The sequence below is a fragment of the Microbulbifer mixtoriginis (SeqCode) genome (genome assembly GCF_052466715.1).
This window is the reverse complement of sequence record NZ_CP174288.1, coordinates 415,498-437,289: the sequence shown is the minus strand read 5'-3', so window position 1 is coordinate 437,289 and position 21,792 is coordinate 415,498. Positions and strand designations below refer to the sequence as shown.

Here is a 21,792-nt window from a genome sequence, read left to right as displayed (position 1 = left end):
GACTATGCAAATGTACTTGTAAACTATGGACTTAATAAAAGCATCGATCAAACGGATGCTAAATCCATCAAGTAATTGCGAAAGCTCAACATCAGCTACGTACTTGAAAATCACCAATCAATCGTAAGTAACCACACCGAAATAAATATTTTTCGCAGACGTTTTATTTTCTTATGGACTGACAAAAAAGATCCATGAGATGGAGATATTGAAACCTTTATTGCCCAAGAAGATAAGGCAGTCAAGCGTCATCACAATGACAGTATAGAAATCAGGCGAACCAGTAGTGAAAAATAATATTGAGATTTGCATTTCATGCAAATCTCAATCGAAAAATCACCGCTGAAAAACTACAAACTATATATTATAGCGTATAAGATAAGGCCAGAGAAAAAACTCCTCCAATTAACAAAGAAGAGAAATTATCTATCTCTGGCCACACTGCAAATTATACAGCGAAGAAAGAAATCTCTTCGGGAGGATCGATACCACCTATAGGACCTACCTGAATATCGCTTTCAGTATACATACGCCTGCTCCTTTTATCATTAATTCTAAAAAGTTATCTAGCAGATATACACATGCTAGATAGTCATAGCTTAACCCGCCTTCTTCAATCACACCACAATTAACCAAAAATTATGGGTGAGCGATCACAATTAAGCTATTCGAATAATTTTGCACACAACGAAACGATCGTCTTAAATTATCTGGATCCAAAGCTGCAAAACTCTCATCCAGTACCAACAACTCAGAATTCTGCAAAAGTGCCCGTGCAATAAACAAGCGGCTCATCTCACCATGAGATAATCTCCACCCCATTTCTCCCACCGTCTGTAACATCCCTGCAGGCATTTTTTTAATCAATGGGGTCAAACCTAATTCATCACAAATTTTATAGGCTCTACGAACACTCTCCGCCTTTGGTGGCCATTCATCACCCATTAATAAATTAAATAAGAAAGAATCGCCAAGTACATGGTTTTCATGAAATTGTGGTACTGATGCAACCAGCCTGCGCCAATACTCAGCACCAATACTGGTTCTATCGTACCCATTAATAAGTAATATACCCTCTCTTTGCTTTTGGATACCGGCAATCACATTTGCAAAAGTAGATTTACCCGAACCAGAAGCCCCCTGTAAAATTACTCGATCACCAGGATAAATACTCAGCTTACAGTTTTTTAAGACCATCTTGTCTTGATTAGGGTAATTAAAACTTAAGTCACGGATATAGCACAATGGCTGCTTGGACCCTTGTATGTCTGAATGAACTTTTTTGGCCTCTGAGATAGAAGTAGCTCCCCGCTTTAAAGCAGCCTCCAAGGAAAAGAGTTCACGTACTTTTTCCCAAGTTACCAGAGCGCTGAGTCCACTGGAAAACCCTGTCATGCCTTTTAGTACTGCGCGATATCCAAGCAGCACCCCCCCCAAAGCCGCAGCAATTTGCCCACTCTCAGTATTGCTATTGACAAAAACAGGCACCAAGCCAGTTATACCCAATAGCAACCAGATACGTGGCAAAAATGCGACGAGGCGAGTCATGTTGCCATCCATTGCCGTAGAGCTTCGCAAATACTCTTCCAGTTCCTGATCTTCTCCTCGGTGCCAATCCGAAGGTTTCTGCTGTGCCAATCGGGTCCGGTGGCCAAGCATTTTTTCAATTAGACGGTGGGTCATACTCAAACGTTGACTGGTCCAGTATTGACGAGCCAAATACTGAGCACGCCCTAGAGCGATGGCTATAAGTAAAAATATGGTCAAAATCCCCAACGATATTGGAGTTCCAAGACTTAGCTGTAGCACCATGAAAGCCAATACCAGCTCTACGCCACCGAGTAGTAGCATAAAGCTCGCCTGTAGCGCACTGGCTTCAATATTTTCTGCATCATAAACACGCCCAAGTATCTGTCCCGACCCCATATGGCGCACCTTGCCTGGATCTATTCGCAAAGCGCTGGCGAGTAAGCGCTGCTTCAACAAGGCACCTGTTTCTAGCGATATGGAGCCTTGTAACCGAGCAGTTAAGAGTGAAAGGGGGATCTGTGTTATCAGTAATAATACCCATGCAACCAACCAGCCACTATCTACATGGCCATCAAGAACAGCACGGCCTATCAACCACCAGCTGGATATAAACAAGAGTATTTGTAGCGTGTGGCAGGTGATCATACTTAGAAAGCGTAAATGCTGGCGATGCTGGCGCAGCTGCTGCCAAAAAGAGCGGTGGGAAGGCTGACGCAACAACCAGCAGTCATCGATTTCTAGCCCTACTAGATTTTCTCGCAATAATGCCTCGGTGGCTTTTTCACGTCGTCGCCCAACTATTTCAGCACTGTCCAGTAGGCGTGCAATACGTTGACGCTGAGGTATTTCTTGTGCGCTTGTTAGTGCTCTCAACACTTGACTTGGGCGCAGCTTTACGACTTGTTGTGATGGCGAAAGAAGATATAAAAAACGACGATTACCGCCACACAAAGCGATGAAATATTCCTCCTCCGCAAAGCGCAAACGCAATATGGCTGGTGCGGCCCGGACCAGCATCTGCTCCAACTCCCCATATTTGCAGTTAACTCGCTCAATATTTAAATCGAAAGCTTCTGCCTGTAACTGTAGACGAGCATCTGTATCCCCATACACTTGGGTATTGCTTTCTGGGTCAGGAACTGCAGGCTCAAGCCCGCTATGAAGAGCCAGGGCTTTCACTGCACCATCTAACTGGACTGCAGGCCAACAGTAATGGCGCAGCTTGCTTATGGAAGCTTCAGGTTTCACTATGCACCTCTTGAGACTGCACAGTATCTCTATCTTGAGCCCGTTTTTTTATTGCAGATTGAAGCTCAGTAATTCGCCCATGTTCCATACGCAGATGACGCCAGTCGGTACTTTGCCAACACTCTTGCCAGAGTCTCTTTTCCGCTGTGAGAAGTTGGGCATAACGAGATTCAGTTTGCGCTTCCAGATTTGTGGGTGCGTCATCCTCAATAATTTGCCCATCTTCTACCACCAATACGCGAGGAAAATCTTTGGTTTCTGAAATATCATGAGTGATACAAATTAAGGTGGTGTCTTTCCATACTCGCCTCACACGAGCAAGTAAGCGCTGGCGTTGCCCGCGGTCTAGCCCGCGAAACGGCTCATCTAAAATGACACAAGCTGGAGACTCTCGGCCTAGGGCACGACCTAATCGCACGCGCTGCCCCTCCCCTCCGCTGACAAGCGCACCACTTTCCCCCAAGGTGCTCTGTAAACCATCAGGCAAAGAGGCAACTAGGTTTAATAGATCAGCCTGTTGCAGTGTTGGGAACAAGGAGGAAGAGGAGTCATTACCGTAGTGTAGGTTATCCAGCAAACTGCTATTCCAAAGTTGTATTGCAGGGTCGACCCAAGCACAACTTAGACGAAAACGACACAGTAATTCACCCTGTAACTTCTCGCCATTTAGCAATAGGATTCCACTCTCAGGGTTATGCCAACCCAACAATAAACCGGCCAAGCTCGACTTGCCAGCACCAGATGAACCAACAATGGCGACATGCTCCCCGGAGGCAACATTCAGATTAATATTCTTAAGAATACTTCTACCACTGGCTTTTACACTGACATTATCAAAACAAAATGATACAGGCGCTTTTAAAAGTTGAACCGCTTTATCATTAAAAGGCTCTTCACTAGCGCCGACTGTAACCGCTTGCAGGGGCTCTAAAGCTCTCAACAAGGTATTCCTATGACGAGGGTAGCTCCGCATTAACTGTGCGATATCTTCCCCCAGTGGCGGCAGTGCCAATACCCAATAAATAAGCAGAAGTAAGTAGGGACTTGCCCCCAGGATCTGAACACAGTAAATCACCAGCACACAAGTGATAACCCCATTCACAATCAGCTGCACCGCTTGGCTATTAAGCTGGAAACGCAAAGAGGAATAGCCTGCTTTAATCCACTCGGTGAGCAAACTTTCATGTTCACGGCGAACAGACTCTCCTGCACCGTGTGTACGAATTGGTATTATTCCCAGCAAGGCATCCATATAAAATCTAGCCAGAGCGCCAGTATGGGTCTGGACACGCATATTATGATCACTAAGCACTGGCTGAAATAGCAGAGGGATAACTACCTGTAACCCCGTCATTAATAACACCAAAGGCGCGATAGTGGGCGCTATCCAAACGATACCAATAGCTGTTGCGAGCAGTGACAACCCTTTGAACAGTATCCCTCCCCCCAGTAAAGGCAACTCTCTCAGAGCTGCTATACGATGAGCTCTCTCTGCGGTATCTGAGGTTGGGCGGCTTTGAAAGAAATGGTCTGGTATTTTCGGCAAGGCGGAAAGAAAGCGCATGCGAAAACGATTTTCCACGTGCTTACCAATAATTAGCTTCAGCTTGGTCATCGGCCACTGCACAAGTATGAGTGTTAACATAAATCCCAGTAATAAAATGACAGCGCCGATTCGCTGCATCTCCGTAGCTAGTTCTGAGTGGATATCGATCAAACCTCGAAATAGCAGTGCCTCAACCATCACACCAAGCACCGCAGCAAACATCGCTAGCATCACGATACTCGGGGCAAGCAAACCATCCTCTCGCAAAAACTCCCATAACTGACGGAGTGGACTTATTGACTGTACTTGTAAAGCTTTGCTTAGAGCCTCCGATTTAGGTTTGATTTCTTTCCTCTCTCGTACTCCCTTTACGCTGACTATTACGGCGCCGCTAAACTCCAACAGCTCTGGTTCAAGCTCAACTGTGTCAACTTCTTCAGTGCAGGGAGAACTGGAAGGGCGTACACACCAATAGCTCTGTGGCACTAGTTGATAAGCGTTAATCGTGTCTTCTGAAAAGTCACTTATCAACCTTTGCAACAATGCACTTGTTTCTGCCCCTCGTCGCACCGCACCAGAGCCAACGAGCGCTGCCAACATTCTTACACTGGCATCGAGAAAAGCCAGTGAGAGCCAATCCCCTTTCTTCAAGGCTTGCTCACACATTACTTCGCTGATGGATTTAGAAATTCTCAGCTGCTCCATACGCTCTTGCAGGGGATCGATAAAATCTTTTCCTCCAGCCCAACTTCTCCACCCTTGCGGCGGAACACGCATAGTGTGGATATGCAACTCATCGAGAAAGTGTCGCGCACTGGGCCAACGTCTTCCCGAGGCTGGGTCCATAACCTGTATAATTCCCCGGTGATTACGCCAAGCCACAACAAAGTGAGTATTACCATTGGGCAAGCGCACCACCACCAGCCCCGGCAAGTAGCCAGCTGAACCTAACAGCAAGTGATCTTTGGGCACGACCATCTGTGCCGCATCCAACCCCAGCTCAACCGCAATTTTCTCTAGGGTATTAATAGAAGTGCCGTCTACATCAGTTTGACAGGCATCACGCAGGTGGCCGTAGTGTACATTTACACCAAAGCCTTCAAGCAAGCTCTTAAGGGATGCAGGGCCACAATCCATATTGGAAGTTTGCACAACTTCGGGAACCAACCAGCGAACTTGTCCCTTCACTACAGGGTCTCCAACGAATTTACGCTACTTTCTGCTTGGCCTGATAAGAAGTCGCCAGCACTTTGCAATAGCAACTGATATGGTGTCTTTACTCCAGTGGCAATCTCTACCCTTGCTGGTAGGTCATGCAATAGCGGCAACTGTGGGGGAATCTCTCCACGGAGAGATAACTCAACGAGAATCTTTCCTTTTTGCACAGCACTAGCGACCCGCTCTACACGGGCCTGTAACTGACCATAACGCGCCCAGGAAAATCCATCTAATTTTACTCGCGCACTCTGCCCTGAACGAATATGTCCCAAAGCAAGGGCAGGAGAGAAAAACGCCTGTACGGTGATATTACCCTCAGCCTGTAGTGTGGCAATCTGTTGCCCTGCGACTAATACCTCCCCTTCCTGAATATCCGCCAGTGAAGCAAGCTTACCGGAGATAGGCGCACGCAGACGCTGTTCATCTACCGCCAAGGTGCTCTGCTGAATGCGAGTATCCACCTCCGCCAGCTGTCTTTGTAGATCTGCTCGACGCTGTTCCAATTCACTCATGGATAACTGGTACTCGCTAGCCAATTGCTCCCGGCGATCATGGGTTGCTCTTATTGCCGCTTCCGATGCGATGGTGGCCATGGCCATTTGCTGATAGGTACGTTTAGCTGCAAGGTAATCAATTTCAGAGCTTTGCTGTTTCTTCAGCAAGAGTTCATAGCGCTCCGCCACATCTGCCTGAATCTGCTGGTTGTTCATCTGAAGCTTGTGTTGCTCTTGGAGCAGCTTCAGCTGATCACTTAAAGCCTTGTCGTCTTCAGTAAATTTTTTATCCCGTAAACGCTCCTCTCGCTCTATTCCCAGTAATTGATCCGAGAGGCTCTGAGATACTCGAAGATCACCATCTAGATCCAAATCAAATGCCCTGGTATCCAGCTCTATTAGCAAGTCTCCTTCTCTCAAGGTATCTCCTAGCGAGGCAGTAATAGCAACTACTCTTCCTGTACTCTGGGTGCTGACATGTACGGTATTCTGCTCTTGTTCAAGTCTCGCCTGGTCACTAACGCTATAAACCGAGATTTCTTTAAAAAAAAACCATATCCCCCAGCCCAGCAATAGAAATACCCCTAATGTGCTTATCAGCGCTAGAGAGTAGATTGAGTCGGAGTTGATCGCGCGGGAAGTTTGAATAAACGGTGCTGGCAATACGATTCACCCTGTTTGTACCAGTTAAGGCGAGTAAGATATTCATTGTATTTATGCGAAACCAGTGTGATCTGTGAGCCGCGGCGCCAAATCTAATTCTCTATTATCTGATAGTCAAATTCGAAGAAATTTTACTTACTGGAGAAGTTTCACATCCCGATCAAACCTGTGATAACAGCTCAAGCAGGCCTGGAAATATCGAAAAAGGCAAGGGCTGATAACTCACCCCTCTTTAGATATTTGAAATGTGAAATTAGGACATCAAGCAATACCTCTGGGGCCATCTGAGGACTTCTACGCTCTATACCGAGTAGATAGACGATAAAATTACAGCCAATTACAAAAAGCCTAGTACTGATACACGGTCTGTTTCATAGTGGTTGGTACTGATCTAAAGTCAATCAAAGGCTCGCGCTGGGTCTTTAGTCTAACCCAAACAGGCCTAGGTGAGTGCCAACACCTCCTTTCCACTAAGGTGGGTATCAGTACTTTCTTTGACGATATAGTCAACCTGATAGCATGAGAGGATTTACAAGAAATACCGGTAGTGGGGCACGGCCTTGGCGGGATCACAGCCTCCGCTTTAGCTGATAAATTAAGAGACCGTATTCAGCACTTGATTTACCACAATGTTGCTATCGCTCAGGTGAGCCATTGCTTGTATGAATAGCTGCCATGAAAACAGGGCCCAGAGATTCGCTAATAGCCTATTAGTTCGGGGAAGCCAATGTTTTATGCCTACCTCAGCCTCTAGTTTTGATATAACAAATCCGAATGATATAGCTTAGGTAGAGAGCCACCTTGCCCTATCCAGTTAGAACTTATCTAGACTCTGTAAATATATCGAAGCTTGTTGGATCAGGGTTAGACTGCACTTACATCGCGTACAGTAAAACTCTACACACCTCTTTTTCATTCAAGCAGACACTGGGCAAAAACCAAAATAACTAGAAAATTAAATATACAACAACAGTGCACAGCGCCCCCATTAATGACCCTGATATTGCCAGTGATACCCTAATAGATTTGTAAAATTAGCAGCTTATTTTTTAACAGCTACACTAACTGTATATTAGCTGCACGAAGAAGCGAGAGCCTCTTCAATAGAGATACTAGGAATCCCGCATATGTCCAGCTGTAAAATATTTGTAGAAGTCTCGAAGATAATTCCTGACTCTGCAGCCAATATCTTTAATGAGATAGTGACCAAGCGCCTGGAAACAGAGGGAGAAAAGATTCCAGTTGTCGTGATCGAATCCAAGCAGGTTGAGCCGGCCGGTTGTTATATCGAAATTCTCTGTAATAGAACACCTCATCGCACTCATGAGGTGATACAAAGCATGGCCATTGAGCTTGACAATACGGCTAGAAGTATATTTCAGATTGACGAACCTATCGGAGTTAGAATTCAAATGGTGGATGATGATTTTTTATCCAGCATAAACTAGGCCTTGAGAGTAAATATGAACACTCTCGATAAAGGAGGCCTTCTTTTTATAGAAGACCTCCAGCAAAAAATATCAACTTACAATAAGTTTTAGCTAGAACCTAGCACTTGCCCCAAAGCGAAAATACCGAGGGGCTTGATATTCTTGATTTACCCCCCAGCTTGGATCTAACACACCGGGACTTGACTCAGCAAACTCATAAACCTCTGTTTCAGCATCCGCATCAAGCAGGTTAAAGACCTCAGCTCTAAGCTCCACATCAGCCAAACCAATGCGAGTACTATAGACAAGGGATAAATCTATCTGATTGACCCAACTAGTTCGCCCTCTACTGCCTCGACTTGTCTTAATAAGATTTCCATTTGAGTCAGTCACATAATAAGTATCTCCATAAGCCGGGGTTCCATTGGGATGACCAGCACCAAAGGAGTTAATTGGACGTCCTGATTGCAAAAGGAAATTAGCCCCCAACAAAAGATTCTCCATCACCTGATAGTTCCCATAAATTTTTATTTTATGAGTACGATCATTTGGCAAATATCCGTTGGCTCCATCCATCAACTCGGGGAAATCAAAATCTTGGGTAATCCCAGCATCATCCTGGGCGTTGTCCGACTTAACGTACCCCTCACTATTCCCCTTACTCTGAGACCAGGTGTAACTCGCACTTAAACCCCAAATACCATCAAAGGCGCGCTTCGCGGAAAATTCTAACTCCTTATAAGTCCTTTTGGCCTCAGGATAGTTAAGCAGTTCAGCCGAAAATGTTGTCATTTCCAACTCGCCCGTTCCATAACGATCGTAAGGTATTGTGATATCACTTCCCGGGTTTGCAAGCACATAACCATGACCATCACCAGTGTGCTCATATCCCAAAGCATCTACCGCATGGTCAATACTCACATCATCAATATGTGATTTTAAATCACGATAGGTAGCTTTAATTCCCAATGTCCAGTCATCAGCAAAAAGCCTCTCATAACCAAGAATAAACTCATCCTGATACATAGGCTTGAGGTCTTTATCCGAGAGCTGAGCACTATCCGGCACATTACCATCTGAAGTTACCCTTGCAGAGCCAACTTCTTCAGATGTAGGAACACCATCGGCACCTACATTTGTAGGAGCGTATGTCTTCGGATCGTATTCGCCATCAAAAATGAAATACCTTTCAAATCCCAATTCACCGCCAGATAAGCGCACATTGGTATTGGAAGCGATAGGCATAAAGTAACGGCCCCAATTGCCATATACTCTGGACTCGCCATCACCACCGGGATCCCAAGAGAAGCTTAACCGTGGCGCCCACTGATCATCAATTTCAATAAAAGTATCGCCCTCTCCATTAAGGTTGGAGAAAGTTTCATTACGAATTCCTGCACTTAAAGTAAGTGTATCCGTAATATCCCAGGTATCTTCGATATAAAAAGCTTTTGATTCAACCTCAAAGTCCCCTTCTACATCGCCAACCCGATAAGAGACTATATGCACTGGAGTCTCAGCGCCGTTAGTAGGTGGCACTATCCCACCATTTGGAAGCTCTACATCCGGCAAGTACGTATAGTATCTATAGTAAACACCCCCACCAGCTCTTAATCCTGTACCCGAATAGGTTTCTTTGGAGGAGGATGAGTTAGTTTCCTGATCGTAGCCAAAGCGTATCGTGTGATCATCAATCACCCATTCAAAGTCAATGCGATCAGCTACTCTTTCATCACCCCCAGTTTGAACCCTAGAACTAGCTTGACACCCCGGTCTTTCATCCGTATTCCCAGGTAAGGCTCCAGCACTAAAGTCCCTTACGTAAGGGCACTCCAAATCTGTTGTACTAATTGTAGTGAGTGAGTATTCATTCTGGCCATGGAGCATAGAAACACTGAAATTATCTGTTATCTGACCATCATAACGAACCAGCCAGTTATCTCCGCCACGCTTATCCCACTTAGTGCCCGTATACTCTTTTTTATCTCTATTAAAATAGTCGTAATTGAATTGATCATTTTCCCTGGTGCGTTTGTCTGAAAACTGCATATAAGAGAGGATATGATTATCAGTTACATTCCAGGTTAAATTGACTCCCCAGAAATCATCATCAATACTTCTATCGTTGTATCTGCTTGGACTTCCTCTTGTGGTGAATTCTTCAACCGTTTCCTGCTGTTCGTAAAGTGCATAGAAAAATAATTTATCCGGAATGATAGGGCCACTAACATAATAATCTGTTGTGTACTTGGACTCCTCATTTTCCGAATTTAAGTCATAGAGAGTCCCATCTGCAGAGAGAGAGTCCGGTGCTTCTGAACGCAAGGCTGCCGGCTCATAATAGGCAACAACACCATATTCAAATTCGTTGGAGCCTTTCTTGGTAACAGCATTGAACACTCCTCCCAGAGAGCGACCAAATTCAGCGCTATATCCCCCGGTTTTTATTTGGAACTGATCATAAAATTCAAAAGGTACCGATGATCCACCCAACCCGTTACGGAAATTAGTGACATTGAGACCATCAATGTAATAAGCGTTTTCTCCTACGGATGCCCCCCCGAACGATATCAGATCCTTATCCTCACCAAACCCAGAATCACCTAAAACAGTACCAGGAGCCAATAAAGCAACCGATTCAATATTACGAGCAACTGGTAACATCTCTATATCTGACAAACCAATATTCAGTGCAGATTCTGCCGTGCCAGTGCGGATCTGGGGAACCGCCTCCCCCACTACAACCACCTCCTCCAGATCTCCCGATATCAACGGTATATCCAACTTGGTGGAGCTACCTATTGAAACGGCAACGGCTTCAACCACCGCGGGCTGGTAGCCATCTTTCTGAACAGTCACCTTATAGATGCCTGTGGGCAAATTCACCCGGAAGTCACTGTTCTCACCCGTGGACATAGTCCTTCTAAAGCCATTTTTATCATTTTCTATGATAATTGTAGCGCCACTCAGGTCGTTACCACTGCTACTAATAACTGTCCCATCAATAGACCCATTCACGTTGCCTGCTGCCAACGCTTGCCCCCCAATAACCGGCAAGCTAATAGATGCAGCCAACAGCACCCGCTTGAAGTTCTTCATAAAGCCATCCTTTTGATTATCGATAAATTTATAATTTATTATTTACAAGCTTTACTTAAACCGATGATCGTCCCCCAGCGACCTCATTATCAACTCAAATAAAGTAGTGATCCAATCACCTAAAACCGCCATATTATTCCTCTTCAAAGAATTAACACAACAGGAATAAAAACTTATTCAAAATGAAAAATATTATTAACGCCAAAAAATCGATCCTTTATCTATCCCAATAAAAAAATCAATAAAATATTTAGGAAGCATTAAAATGCGACGCAAATAAACACATAAACAAGACTTCAAAATCATTAAGAGAGAAAAATAAAAACAGAAAGGAAAGCGGCGATAGCCAGCTTCAGATCTAGATTAATAAACGAGAAGATTTTATTAAATCATCAGAAAGATGATCATCAATTCATTTTGTCAATTTAGGAATAAGAAGGAAGAAGGAAGAAGGAAGAAGGAAGAAGGAAGAAGGAAGAATATTGAAAACTAGATGACGAATTCAAGGGGCAGTATTATCTACCCCTTGGATAAAGCTACTTGCGCAAAAACTCCAGCATCCATTTTGCAACCATATTCTCGTGAATATCGTTTTGCAGGGAGGCCTGGCCCTTTTCCACCACATCAGTACCAAAAGCTTCTCGACGTAACTCCATCAAGCTATTGGAATAAGGTTTGGTAAACTCCGGGTGGGCCTGGAAGGTGAGCATGTGATCATCAACTTGGAGCATCGCCATTGGGCAGAACTCGCTGGAAGCCAGCACTCGACCGCCGGGAGGAAGGGTATCTACTTGGTCCTGGTGAGTAACCAACAGGTTGAAGCTATTCGTAGGCTCCGACATCCAGGAGGGGGTTTCCTGCATTTCATAGGAATGCACTCCCAAACCCCAACCTTTATCAGATTTGCGAGCCCTTCCACCCAGTGCCTGAGCAATCAGCTGATGACCAAAGCAGATTCCAATAGTTGGTTTTTTTTGGTCATGCAGCTTGCGCACAAAGTCCATCAGTGGAGGAATCCATTCCTTGTCATCATAGACACCGGTTTTACTGCCGGTAATCAGGTAGGCATCCACCTCATCGACCTGGGCCGGGTACTGGCCGTGCTGCACTTCATAGGTGGAGAACTCCAATGTGGGGTCCTGGCTGCGCAATAGATCTGCGAACATCTCCGGATATTCACCGTATTCGCCCACCAGCTCCTTGCGCACATCGTCGGTTTTTAAAACTCCAATCTTCATTATTTCACCGCTGGGTTGACTGCTGAGTTTTCGGATTATGGCATATTCAGGAATGCAAAGGCGGCTAGTCTGTCACTTGAACAAGTCATCTAAAACGTTAAATACCAGCTCGCAAGCTTCTATTCGCTACGCATAGGCGCTTTTCATTTCCCGCCGCCTGCCAATATAGCCCTCTTCCACGTAGGGCTTTTTACTTTCCGACTTTGCCGACCCGCTAACCAAGAACATTCCGGTGCGGGCATTCTTACCTAAAGGACTTTTGTGTATGATCGCGCACTTAGCACATTTTTCAGCCAATTATTGGGCTAACGGGTATCCCAGAGGCAATTAGGGCTACTCGCCAACTAAATTGAGGACACACAATGACCACAACGACCTCCCCCAGCGACCAGCAGGATAGCCCGCCCGGACGCAAAACGGCCTTTACCCGCTTCCTGGATGTGGTGGAATGGCTCGGCAACCTGCTCCCCCATCCCATTACGCTCTTTGCGCTCTTTGCTGTGGGTGTGGTGATTCTAAGCGGCATAGCCTCCTATTTTGGCCTTTCTGTGGCAGACCCACGCCCGGTGGGTGCTGCGGGACGCGATCCCGATGGGGTAATTGAGGTCTTCAACCTATTAAGTGGCGACGGCCTCCGGATGATCGTCACCGGTCTAGTGAATAACTTTACTGGCTTCGCGCCACTGGGTACCGTTCTCGTAGCCCTTCTTGGAGTAGGTATCGCCGAGCACTCCGGGTTGTTGAGTGCCGCCGTTCGCGGCTTGGTGCTGCAAGCCTCCAAGCGCACAGTCACCGTGATCGTGGTATTCGCCGGCATCATCTCCAACACAGCCTCTGAACTCGGCTATGTGGTACTTATTCCTCTCGCCGCCATGATCTTCCACTCTCTTGGCCGCCACCCACTCGCCGGTTTAGCGGCAGCCTTTGCCGGCGTATCTGGAGGCTACAGTGCTAACCTGCTACTGGGCACGGTGGACCCACTCCTATCGGGAATCACCGAATCTGCAGCCCATATGATTGACCCAACTTATAGCGTTGGCCCGGAAGTGAACTGGTTCTTTATGATCGTCAGTACCTTCCTGATCACCATTGTTGGCAGCTGGGTCACAATGGCCATCGTTGAACCCAAGCTGGGTAAGTACGATCCCAATGAGGCCTCCGTTGATCTCAGTCAGGACAAACTTGGTACGCTTACCGACGATGAAAAACGCGGCCTTAAGTACGCTGGCCTTGCGGTTCTGGCTGTCTCCGCGGTATTTGCCCTGACGGTTGTGCCTGAGTGGGGAGTGTTGCGTAACCCGGAAACTGGCCTGGTAGCCGGCTCGCCGTTCCTGAAAGGTATTGTGTCTCTTATCCTGGTGTTCTTCGCTATCCCCGGCTTTGTCTATGGCAAGGTGGTGGGCACCATGAAGAATGACCGTGATGTCATTGATGCCATGGCCAAAAGTATGAACAGCATGGGTATGTATATCGTGCTGGTATTTTTCGCCGCGCAGTTCGTCGCCTTCTTCAAGGTGACCAACCTGGGGACTATCTTCGCCGTACTAGGCGCCGATGCCCTGCAGAGCATCGGCCTGACAGGCCCGCTGCTATTCCTGTTCTTTATCATGATGTGCGGATTTGTGAATCTGATGCTGGGTAGTGCCTCAGCACAGTGGGCCGTTACCGCTCCAATCTTTGTGCCGATGTTGATGCTGCTGGGCTATGCGCCTGAGGTGATACAGGCTGCTTATCGAATTGGCGACTCGGTTACCAATGTCATTACCCCGATGATGAGCTACTTCGGTCTGATCATCACCTTCGCCGCCCGCTATAAAAAAGATCTGGGTATGGGAACACTGATCGCCACAATGATCCCCTACTCCATCTTCTTCTTTGTTGGCTGGACTGCATTGTTCTATATCTGGGTATTTGCCCTGGGCCTCCCTGTTGGTCCCGGTGCAGCAACTTATTATGGTGGCTAAAACCCACTTATTGAAAAGGCCCGCTTTTTAGCGGGCCTTTTCAATTGTGAAAGAAATATGCACATTTAAGCTCAATTCTGTAATTGAAAGATCTCGAGCGTCTCATCTAATCCTCCACGACCCCTGATATAATTGGTACCATTGAGCCAATATTAAATTTTTTCTCCGTCCAGACTAAAAAATTTATATTCCCAGTGACGCAGTCGTCATAAAACAAAAAATACTTAAATTAAAAATTTAGGGATAAAATACCTAAAAAACAACAATAAAAAGATTTATTTCCCATGCGGCCACTTCCGGGAAGTACCCCCAAGTTATCTTTGGCCTTTAAAACACCTAAATAAAACGAGTAACATTACGCAGTAATAACGTTTTGCGGAGATCGATACGCGGATTATCGCCAGCATAGACCTGCCCTGATCTAACTATCATTCATTTTTCCGCTCAGGACGAGCACCGTGGTTGTGCCCTACCTTGCCCTTTTGAAGGGTAAAGATTGCTATTGCCCTCCATTACCGACATTACAGGACGTCGACACAGAGCAGGCCCTGGCCAGAGAGACTGTCCTTTAAACCAGTCGTAAAGAAGCCTTCACTAGATAAACAGTTTGAGCCATATGGCTCTTTTTTATCTTTGGCGTCCGCCCAGATCCGATCTATTCCGCTGGATTAACCCTTCTCCACCTGGGAAATGTATAAAAGTAATTTTTTCCAGGGGATTCACAGGATTTATAAAAATTGACTCAACAAATAAGAACGACCCTGTTAACAGGCTTTTACGAGTTGGTGAGCCAATTAAAAGGTAGCCCTGAAGCTCTGCTGATCAGTTCCCGTATTAACCCCCACCAGGTTGAGAGCCTTGATGGGTATCTGGCACTAGATCAAGTGGCTGAGCTGCTGAACAAGACCGCTAGCCAGTTGAACTGCGCCGACTTTGGACTGCATCTTGCCTACAGTCAGGGGGCTGCCGCACTGGGTTCTCTTGGGGCTGCTGTACTACAGTCCCTTACTTTGGGTGAATTCCTTAACACAGCGATAAAACAGCTAGGCAATTCTCCCTATAATCTGCGAGTTGAACTGACAAAAAAGGGGAAACACACGCATCTAAGTTTTCTGTGTATCGATGACCTGGAAGCTCAGCTTGCCGGGGACGCTCCTCTCCCCCAGCAACAATCCCGCGAGTTTCTACTCGGTGTTTCATTGGTAGCTCTACAACACCTTTGTGGGAGTAATTTTCAGCTGGAAAGTGTTCACCTAAAAACCGAGCGCCCCGTACATGACCATTACGAAAACTTCTTTGGGGTTCCCGTACACTTCGGCAAGGAAACTGATGCACTTATCCTGAATAGCAGCTCCCTGCTGCAACCTACAGAGAAATGCAATCCCAGCCTGCGTCCACTATTGAAAACCTATATCGAAGAGCTTCTGCAAAAGGGGGAAGCCAGTTTGGTGGAACAGGTGCAGCAGCTGATTTATTGCCTGATGCCCTTAAAAAGGTGCAGCCTACAAGAAGTAGCCAATCAGCTGGGTATGCACAAGCGTACCCTACAGCGCAGGCTGAGGGACCGGGAATTGGTATTTGAGGATCTTTTGGATCGCATTCGCCGGGAGCGTGCCGAGTATTATTTAAGCGGTAAACAACCCCCCATGTCGCAGATTTCGGATATGCTGGGCTATCGCGAACAGAGCTCTTTCAACCGCGCCTGTTATCGCTGGTTTGCCACCACCCCAATGCGAGTCAGACGCCAGCTGATGGCACAGATAGTAGCCCGCGAAGCCGCACAAGAGTTGGCTGAAGTCGAATAAGCACTGCTGACAAGAGGCTTTGGCTGCGTAAACCCTGCTTCAGCTAAAGTCTCTATTTAGCTCCTCTATTCAAAGCTTCTACTCATTGCACGACTTCACAATCACCACTCTATGCCTCTGCGAGCGGCAATACCGGCATTAAATGCGTGTTTTTCCGCACACATTTCGCTCACAGTATCGGCTACATCCTTGAGGTACTGCTTGGCCCCACGCCCGGTTATGACAACCGTCTGCTCCCGCGGCCGCTGCTGTATCGCCTGTACGACTTCTTCTTTGTCCAACCAGCGGTAATTCAGTGCGTAGGTGATCTCATCCAAAACCACCAGATAAACTCGCTCATCCCGCAACGCCTCCCGCGCCTTCTCCCAAAGTGCCATTGCCGCAGCTTTATCGGCCTCAAAATCCTGGGTTTCCCAGGTGAAATCAGTGCCCATTTGATGCCACTGTAGCGGGTGGGCGGCGCCCATTAGAAGATTCTTTTCTCCACACTCCCAGGTGCCTTTAATAAATTGAGTCACCACGGTGGGGTAACCGAAGCCCAGGGCACGGGTGACTGTGCCCATCGCCGCAGTGGTTTTACCCTTGCCATCGCCGGTATAGAGAATCACTATGCCGCGTTCCTCCAGCGCTTTAGAAACCGCCTCATCCACAATTTTTTTACGGTTCTGCATACGTGACTTATGTCGACTCTTTTTATCCTGTGATTCTGAACTCATAAATACCATCAAACATTTAAAGTAAAGGGAGCGTGCAGATTGCACTCTAGTGTGCGTAGTTATTCAGAGGCTTCTCACTCTGTCATTGCTAAAAATGCAGAAATAAAATCCCAAATCAGATCATCCTGCCAGAGAACATTGTGGCCACCGGAAAAAATGCCCAAGCGCGAATTGGGAATCTGCCGAAATAAAGCCCGCTGATTTTCAAAAGGGGCGACACTATCGTAGCGCCCGGCACAGATCAGTGTTTCTACCTCTAGAGTCGGTAGGCGAGCAAAAGTATCGTGGCCTTTTCTCGCCTGAAGCTGTCGCATACGGCACTGGGCTCCGTCAGGCTTGCTTGCCGCCAGTTCGCAGACCTGGCGATAATATTTACTTAAAAAAGCACAGAGTGCTGATTCTGAATGTATACCATCGGCACTTTGCAGGCGGCTATCGCCCGCGGTCACCCATAGATTCACTTTTTCCTCGAGGCTCATGGCCTCAATATCGTACTGATGAAACGGGAATGAAGCGCCTCCGCGGCCTCCGGAGCTGGTTACCAATAAAACCAGTTTTCGCACCAACTGGGGATATTGCAATGCAAATTCCTGAGCGACCATGCCACCAAATGATTCTCCCAGTAGATACGCATCCCGCCAATCGAGATGATCCATCAGTCGTTTAAGGTCTAGGGCGTAATCGGCCATATTGGGAGAATCGATGGATGAATTAGACTGACCGATGCCACGGGGGTCAAAGGTTAAGATTTCAAACCGATTCGCCAACGGGGAGTCGAAAATAGTCGGGGCTACCCTGAGATCACTGAGGGTACCAGGGTGAAACACCAAGCGCGGGCCCCTTCCGCGAACTTCAAAATGCAATTCCACGCCATCATTACTAAATACCGCCACAAAATAGCTCCCGGAAAAAACCAGACGCTGCAATAGTAGCCGCCGGGAGGAGAAACACCGGGATTGAATCGTTAGAAGAGAATGAACAGAGAGATAGCCCAAGGGGCTATCTCTTCAAACATTTTTATAGGCTAAATTCTATACCGGCATAAACTGCTGCGCCTGCTGTGTAATAACCCGCAACTTCGCGATAGTTCCGGTCCAACACATTTTCACCGCGTAGATTGACCCGCATATTAGGCGTGAGACGATACACTGCATTCAGGTCTAATTTGGAGTAATTTTCCAACGCAATTTCCCTAATGGAGCCATTGCTCTCCTTTATGCGATTAATACGATCTTCTACCCGTTGCCAATTAGCGCTTAACGTCAGCTTATCCTCCAACCATTGCTGGCTGAGGCCAAAGTTATAAACCCGCTGGGGAACGCCCTCACGCACAGCACCAGTGCTATTCTCTGTGTCGAGCCAAGTACCGCTAGCATGCCAATCTAAACCGTTATTCAAGCTGCCATTCAGGGATAGTTCAATGCCTTCCGACTGGCTCTCGCCATCATCCTGCCTGTAGGCGCCCATAAAGCCTAGAGAGTCGTCATAAATGATCGCATCAGTGATTTCCTGATCGAAATAGGTCAGCTCCGCCTGTAATAGCTGCGCCCACTGATATTCCAATCCCAACTCATAACCACGACTGGTCTCCGGACCCACTAATGCCACACCGGTAGAATTATTTAAACTGATTTCATTGGGGCTGGGCGCGCGATAGCCAGTTCCCAAGCTTGCGCGATACTTCACTTGCTGCTCTTCGCCAATAGCAATTGGGATAGCTGCGGATGCTCGCCAGCTGTTGTGGTCCTCAGTTTCCAGACTATCACGACGGTAACCCAGGGTGTAGAAAACTGTTTCGGCAAAATCACTGTGCCACTCGGTAAAAACACCAGTGCTTTCTAATACTTCTTTGGAAGGGGTAAAACTGCCGAATCGAGTGAAGAAGTCCGTTTGTTCGTATTCCCCACCCCAGAGTAACTTGCCTGAAGCGAGTACTTTACTACCGATATAATTGGCTTCTCGAATTTCACCTTTCGTAGTGAACACCATTGCGCCGGGACTGATGCCCTCAACCCGATCAATCTCCTGCTGCGACAGACTCAGCTGGTGATTCCAAGAATCTATTTGATAATTACCACTGAGACTAAACAGCTCCTGATCATAGCGGCTCAGGCAATCGTTGGGTGCCAATGAATAGCAGCCATCAAACTCTGTTTCGGCATCGGTTTTTCGATATTGTCCCTCCAGGGAAAGGGTGTCATTCACCTCATAGCCGAGGCGCGCACTTGCTGTAAAGTTTTCATAGCCATCCTCTTCTCCCGATGTATCCATTTCTCTCGCATTAAAACCATCGCTGGAAAAATCGGAGACATTCAGATCGTAATGCCAGGAGCCAGCACTGCCACCGAGACTGGCACTTGTACGCTCGGTGCCGTAGCGGCCAGCCTCTACCCCAGCCGTTGCGCGCACCTCTCCGGTAGACTTCTTGGTGATAATATTGATCACGCCACCGGCACCTGCACCATAGAGCATACCCTGAGGGCCGCGCAGCATTTCAATACGCTCAATATCCGCAGCCTGCAGGTGTTGTAACTGGGCACCCACCTGCGGTGTGGTGGGATCGGCAATATTCACCCCATCCAGTAACACCAGGGTGCGGAAATTACTTTCCCCACGGATAAACAAGGAACTGACCTTACCCGCTCCGCCGCTATTGCTGACAGCGACACCTGGCAAAGTGCGCATCACATCCAGCAGGCTGGTATAACCCAGTCGCTCAATATCGGCAGCATTAAGAATTGAAACAGAGACACCCAGCTGGCTCTTGGGCAGATCCAGACGGCTGGCAGTCACGGTGATTTCTTCCAGGTCCGCAGCCGCAGACAATAGCGGTTGCACCGCGGCAAAGACGGCAGCGGCTATTAAAGTTTTTTTCATTGTGGTTCCCCAATCTCGAACAGAAAAACGGATTGAGGGAGGGTGAGTACAATCGGTGTGCAACCCAGGCGGGCACACTGACCAGACAAAGCCCTCCGCTTTATCCTCGAGGCCGGATATAAAAACTCCGGCTTAGTGCCGAGGGCCGGTATCGGGCTTGTCATTTTTCAAAGAAAAATGATTTACCGTTGCGGGGGCAGCGCCGGACTCTGTGTACACATCACCGGACTTCCCGTTTACCCCAACCAAGTGTAAATACACTGCTGGGCACCCAAAGCGGCGGCAAGTATAACAGCGTGGCTGGCGCTTCCCCAGCGAAAGTGAGACGTTAAATCCACGGGGTAATTTTCAATAAAAATCTGTTTTTCAAACACCACTCAGCCCTTACTCGCTTGCACACTTCTTTACCAAAAATCCACATTCCTTGCGCATTCCTGAACTATGTTGGCTATCAGCGGCTGGTTAAAAAACACCTCCCAGGAAGGGGGGATACTGGCCGCCGCTAATCGCCCGCGCCTGCTCTTCAGTGCAGGCGCTGTCCAGCTGCCTTCAATGGAGAGCACCATGTACAAGGTTTTATTATCTGTCGCCCTAATGGCCATGATTTCCTCTGCAAACGCACAGCCACGCAAACCTCCTCAGGAAGCCTTTGATGCCTGCAAGGCCATGTCGAAGGGTGATGCCTGCAAAGTGGAAACGCCGCACGGTACCCTGGAAGGCACTTGCCGCATGCCCCCTAGAGAAGAGCAACTGGTGTGTGTTCCCACAAAAATGGAAGGCCGCAGACCGGGCAAAGATCGAAAAGAAAATAACGAGTAAATCATTGGGGCCCTTGCGGGCCTCGCAGTTCGAGAATGCAGTATGAAAAAGTGGCTATTAGTGGGCCTCACCTGTGTCACCCCGGCAGCTCTGGGACACCTGCCGGAAACAACCGTGGAAGCCTGCCAAGGGTTAACCTCCGGCTCAAGTTGTAGCATCGGTCACAGTAGCGGCCAATGCTTGCGCTTATCTGAAGATCAGGCTCCGGTCTGTGTGACGGGCACATTGGCTATTGCCAGAATCCCTTCTCAAGAGCGCGCTAACGGCAGACCACCGGCGCGCAGGCATCGGGTGGTGCAGTCGGAGGGATTACAATACAGGGTTCCCGCCGACCACAGCCCAATCACCACCAGCCGCGTTAAAGTCACAATCGAGGGGTCCTGGCGGGTGATTGAAGCCAACGGTATCTCCACGCATAAAACCGGTGCCTTCCCAAACTCCGGCAATCCCCACAAAATCGAAACCCAACGCTACAAATACCGAGTACCCGCAGCCCCCAAGTTGGCAAAAAAATCCACACCAGTAAGCCTGCAAAATTTTGGTATTGGCATTAACGGCGTGCCCTTTGATCCCAGCGCCGCAGAGTGGTACCTGGGTAATCGCGGCCTCTGGCGCTATGAGGCGCTCTCCGGTGCAGTTCCCCTCGGCGTTGACGACAACTACGCCCATGTCCAGCCCAACGGGGCCTACCATTATCACGGTCTGCCCACCGGACTATTGGCAAGACTACAAGTTACCCCGCAGCAGCATTCACCACTGATTGGTTGGGCCGCAGATGGTTTTCCCATTTACGCACTATATGGTTATGGCGATGACATGAATGAGGAGACTGATGTAGTAAAAATGCACTCCAGCTATCGGGTGAAATCTGGACATCGGCCAACAAGCAACAAGCAACCTGGCGGCTATTACGACGGCACCTTTGTGGCGGACTACGAATATGTTGAAGGGGCGGGCTCCCTCGATGAGTGCAATGGCCGCTTTGTGCGCACCCCTGATTTTCCTCAGGGTATTTATGCCTATTTCCTTACTGAGGAGTGGCCAATAATTCCGCGCTGCTACAAAGGAACACCCTCCGAGGACTTCCGTCGCGGACCCGCAATGGGGCGGCCACAGCCCCCGCGCAGGCGATTTGGCTGAGACAG

General features: G+C 47.7%; 13 protein-coding genes and 1 riboswitch. Of the genes, 5 read left to right on the top strand and 8 right to left on the bottom strand.

Annotated elements, in window-relative coordinates:
- Positions 1-639 precede the first annotated feature (639 nt).
- From ACJJH9_RS02085 to ACJJH9_RS02075, 3 genes are read right to left on the bottom strand one after another with little or no spacing between them, the layout of a single operon-like run.
- Positions 640-2,778, bottom strand: coding sequence for an ATP-binding cassette domain-containing protein (locus tag ACJJH9_RS02085; protein ID WP_444924135.1), 2,139 nt, complete (start codon positions 2,776-2,778; stop codon positions 640-642).
- Complete coding sequence (locus ACJJH9_RS02080; RefSeq protein WP_444924134.1) at positions 2,768-5,512, bottom strand: ATP-binding cassette domain-containing protein; 2,745 nt, start codon at positions 5,510-5,512, stop codon at positions 2,768-2,770. The genes ACJJH9_RS02085 and ACJJH9_RS02080 overlap by 11 nt, the downstream gene beginning before the upstream one ends.
- Complete coding sequence (locus tag ACJJH9_RS02075) at positions 5,512-6,699, bottom strand: HlyD family secretion protein (RefSeq protein WP_444924133.1); 1,188 nt, start codon at positions 6,697-6,699, stop codon at positions 5,512-5,514. The genes ACJJH9_RS02080 and ACJJH9_RS02075 overlap by 1 nt, the downstream gene beginning before the upstream one ends.
- A gap of 1,127 nt (positions 6,700-7,826) precedes the next feature.
- Between ACJJH9_RS02075 and ACJJH9_RS02070 the strand changes: the two genes are divergently transcribed.
- Complete coding sequence (locus ACJJH9_RS02070; RefSeq protein WP_444899784.1) at positions 7,827-8,147, top strand: hypothetical protein; 321 nt, start codon at positions 7,827-7,829, stop codon at positions 8,145-8,147.
- Between the two features lie 93 nt (positions 8,148-8,240).
- On the opposite strand, the gene ACJJH9_RS02065 is transcribed toward ACJJH9_RS02070, so the two are convergent.
- Both ACJJH9_RS02065 and ACJJH9_RS02060 read right to left on the bottom strand, forming a co-directional pair.
- Positions 8,241-11,228, bottom strand: coding sequence for a TonB-dependent receptor (locus tag ACJJH9_RS02065; protein WP_444924132.1), 2,988 nt, complete (start codon positions 11,226-11,228; stop codon positions 8,241-8,243).
- Between the two features lie 536 nt (positions 11,229-11,764).
- A complete protein-coding gene (locus tag ACJJH9_RS02060; RefSeq protein ID WP_252083372.1) occupies positions 11,765-12,466 on the bottom strand; it encodes a glutamine amidotransferase-related protein in 702 nt (233 codons plus the stop codon).
- A gap of 362 nt (positions 12,467-12,828) precedes the next feature.
- On the opposite strand from ACJJH9_RS02060, the gene ACJJH9_RS02055 reads away from it, so the two are divergent.
- Together ACJJH9_RS02055 and ACJJH9_RS02050 are read left to right on the top strand one after the other, a co-directional pair.
- The gene (locus ACJJH9_RS02055; RefSeq protein ID WP_252083373.1) at positions 12,829-14,430 is read left to right on the top strand and encodes an AbgT family transporter; all 1,602 of its coding nucleotides are present in this window, start codon (positions 12,829-12,831) and stop codon (positions 14,428-14,430) included.
- A 737-nt stretch (positions 14,431-15,167) separates the two neighbouring features.
- Positions 15,168-16,235, top strand: coding sequence for an AraC family transcriptional regulator (locus tag ACJJH9_RS02050; RefSeq protein ID WP_444924131.1), 1,068 nt, complete (start codon positions 15,168-15,170; stop codon positions 16,233-16,235).
- A 101-nt stretch (positions 16,236-16,336) separates the two neighbouring features.
- Here the strand turns inward: ACJJH9_RS02050 and cobO are convergent, their stop codons facing one another.
- The 3 genes from cobO to ACJJH9_RS02035 all read right to left on the bottom strand — a co-directional run bounded on the left by cobO (position 16,337) and on the right by ACJJH9_RS02035 (position 19,828).
- Entirely contained in the window at positions 16,337-16,951 is a 615-nt protein-coding gene (gene cobO / locus ACJJH9_RS02045) for a cob(I)yrinic acid a,c-diamide adenosyltransferase (protein ID WP_444924130.1), read from the bottom strand.
- 74 nt (positions 16,952-17,025) lie between these two features.
- Positions 17,026-17,844, bottom strand: a complete 819-nt coding sequence (locus tag ACJJH9_RS02040; protein ID WP_444924129.1) for an alpha/beta fold hydrolase — start codon at positions 17,842-17,844, stop codon at positions 17,026-17,028.
- A gap of 124 nt (positions 17,845-17,968) precedes the next feature.
- Positions 17,969-19,828, bottom strand: a complete 1,860-nt coding sequence (locus ACJJH9_RS02035) for a TonB-dependent receptor plug domain-containing protein (protein WP_444924128.1) — start codon at positions 19,826-19,828, stop codon at positions 17,969-17,971.
- Between the two features lie 126 nt (positions 19,829-19,954).
- A riboswitch (cobalamin riboswitch) is annotated at positions 19,955-20,118 on the bottom strand.
- A gap of 151 nt (positions 20,119-20,269) precedes the next feature.
- Between ACJJH9_RS02035 and ACJJH9_RS02030 the strand changes: the two genes are divergently transcribed.
- Positions 20,270-20,647, top strand: coding sequence for a hypothetical protein (locus ACJJH9_RS02030; protein ID WP_444889353.1), 378 nt, complete (start codon positions 20,270-20,272; stop codon positions 20,645-20,647).
- Positions 20,648-20,689: 42 nt separating this feature from the next.
- Positions 20,690-21,787 carry a YHYH protein gene (locus tag ACJJH9_RS02025; protein WP_444924127.1) on the top strand — a complete coding sequence of 366 codons (1,098 nt, stop codon included), beginning with the start codon at positions 20,690-20,692 and terminating at the stop codon, positions 21,785-21,787.
- Positions 21,788-21,792: the final 5 nt, after the last annotated feature.

Coding starts and splice junctions, on each gene's coding strand:
- ACJJH9_RS02060 (WP_252083372.1), bottom strand. CDS start 12,466: ATGAAGATTGGAGTTTTAAAAACCGACGATGTGCGCAAGGAGCTGGTG.
- ACJJH9_RS02070 (WP_444899784.1), top strand. CDS start 7,827: ATGTCCAGCTGTAAAATATTTGTAGAAGTCTCGAAGATAATTCCTGAC.
- ACJJH9_RS02065 (WP_444924132.1), bottom strand. CDS start 11,228: ATGAAGAACTTCAAGCGGGTGCTGTTGGCTGCATCTATTAGCTTGCCG.
- ACJJH9_RS02055 (WP_252083373.1), top strand. CDS start 12,829: ATGACCACAACGACCTCCCCCAGCGACCAGCAGGATAGCCCGCCCGGA.
- ACJJH9_RS02030 (WP_444889353.1), top strand. CDS start 20,270: ATGTTGGCTATCAGCGGCTGGTTAAAAAACACCTCCCAGGAAGGGGGG.
- cobO (WP_444924130.1), bottom strand. CDS start 16,951: ATGAGTTCAGAATCACAGGATAAAAAGAGTCGACATAAGTCACGTATG.
- ACJJH9_RS02025 (WP_444924127.1), top strand. CDS start 20,690: ATGAAAAAGTGGCTATTAGTGGGCCTCACCTGTGTCACCCCGGCAGCT.
- ACJJH9_RS02035 (WP_444924128.1), bottom strand. CDS start 19,828: ATGAAAAAAACTTTAATAGCCGCTGCCGTCTTTGCCGCGGTGCAACCG.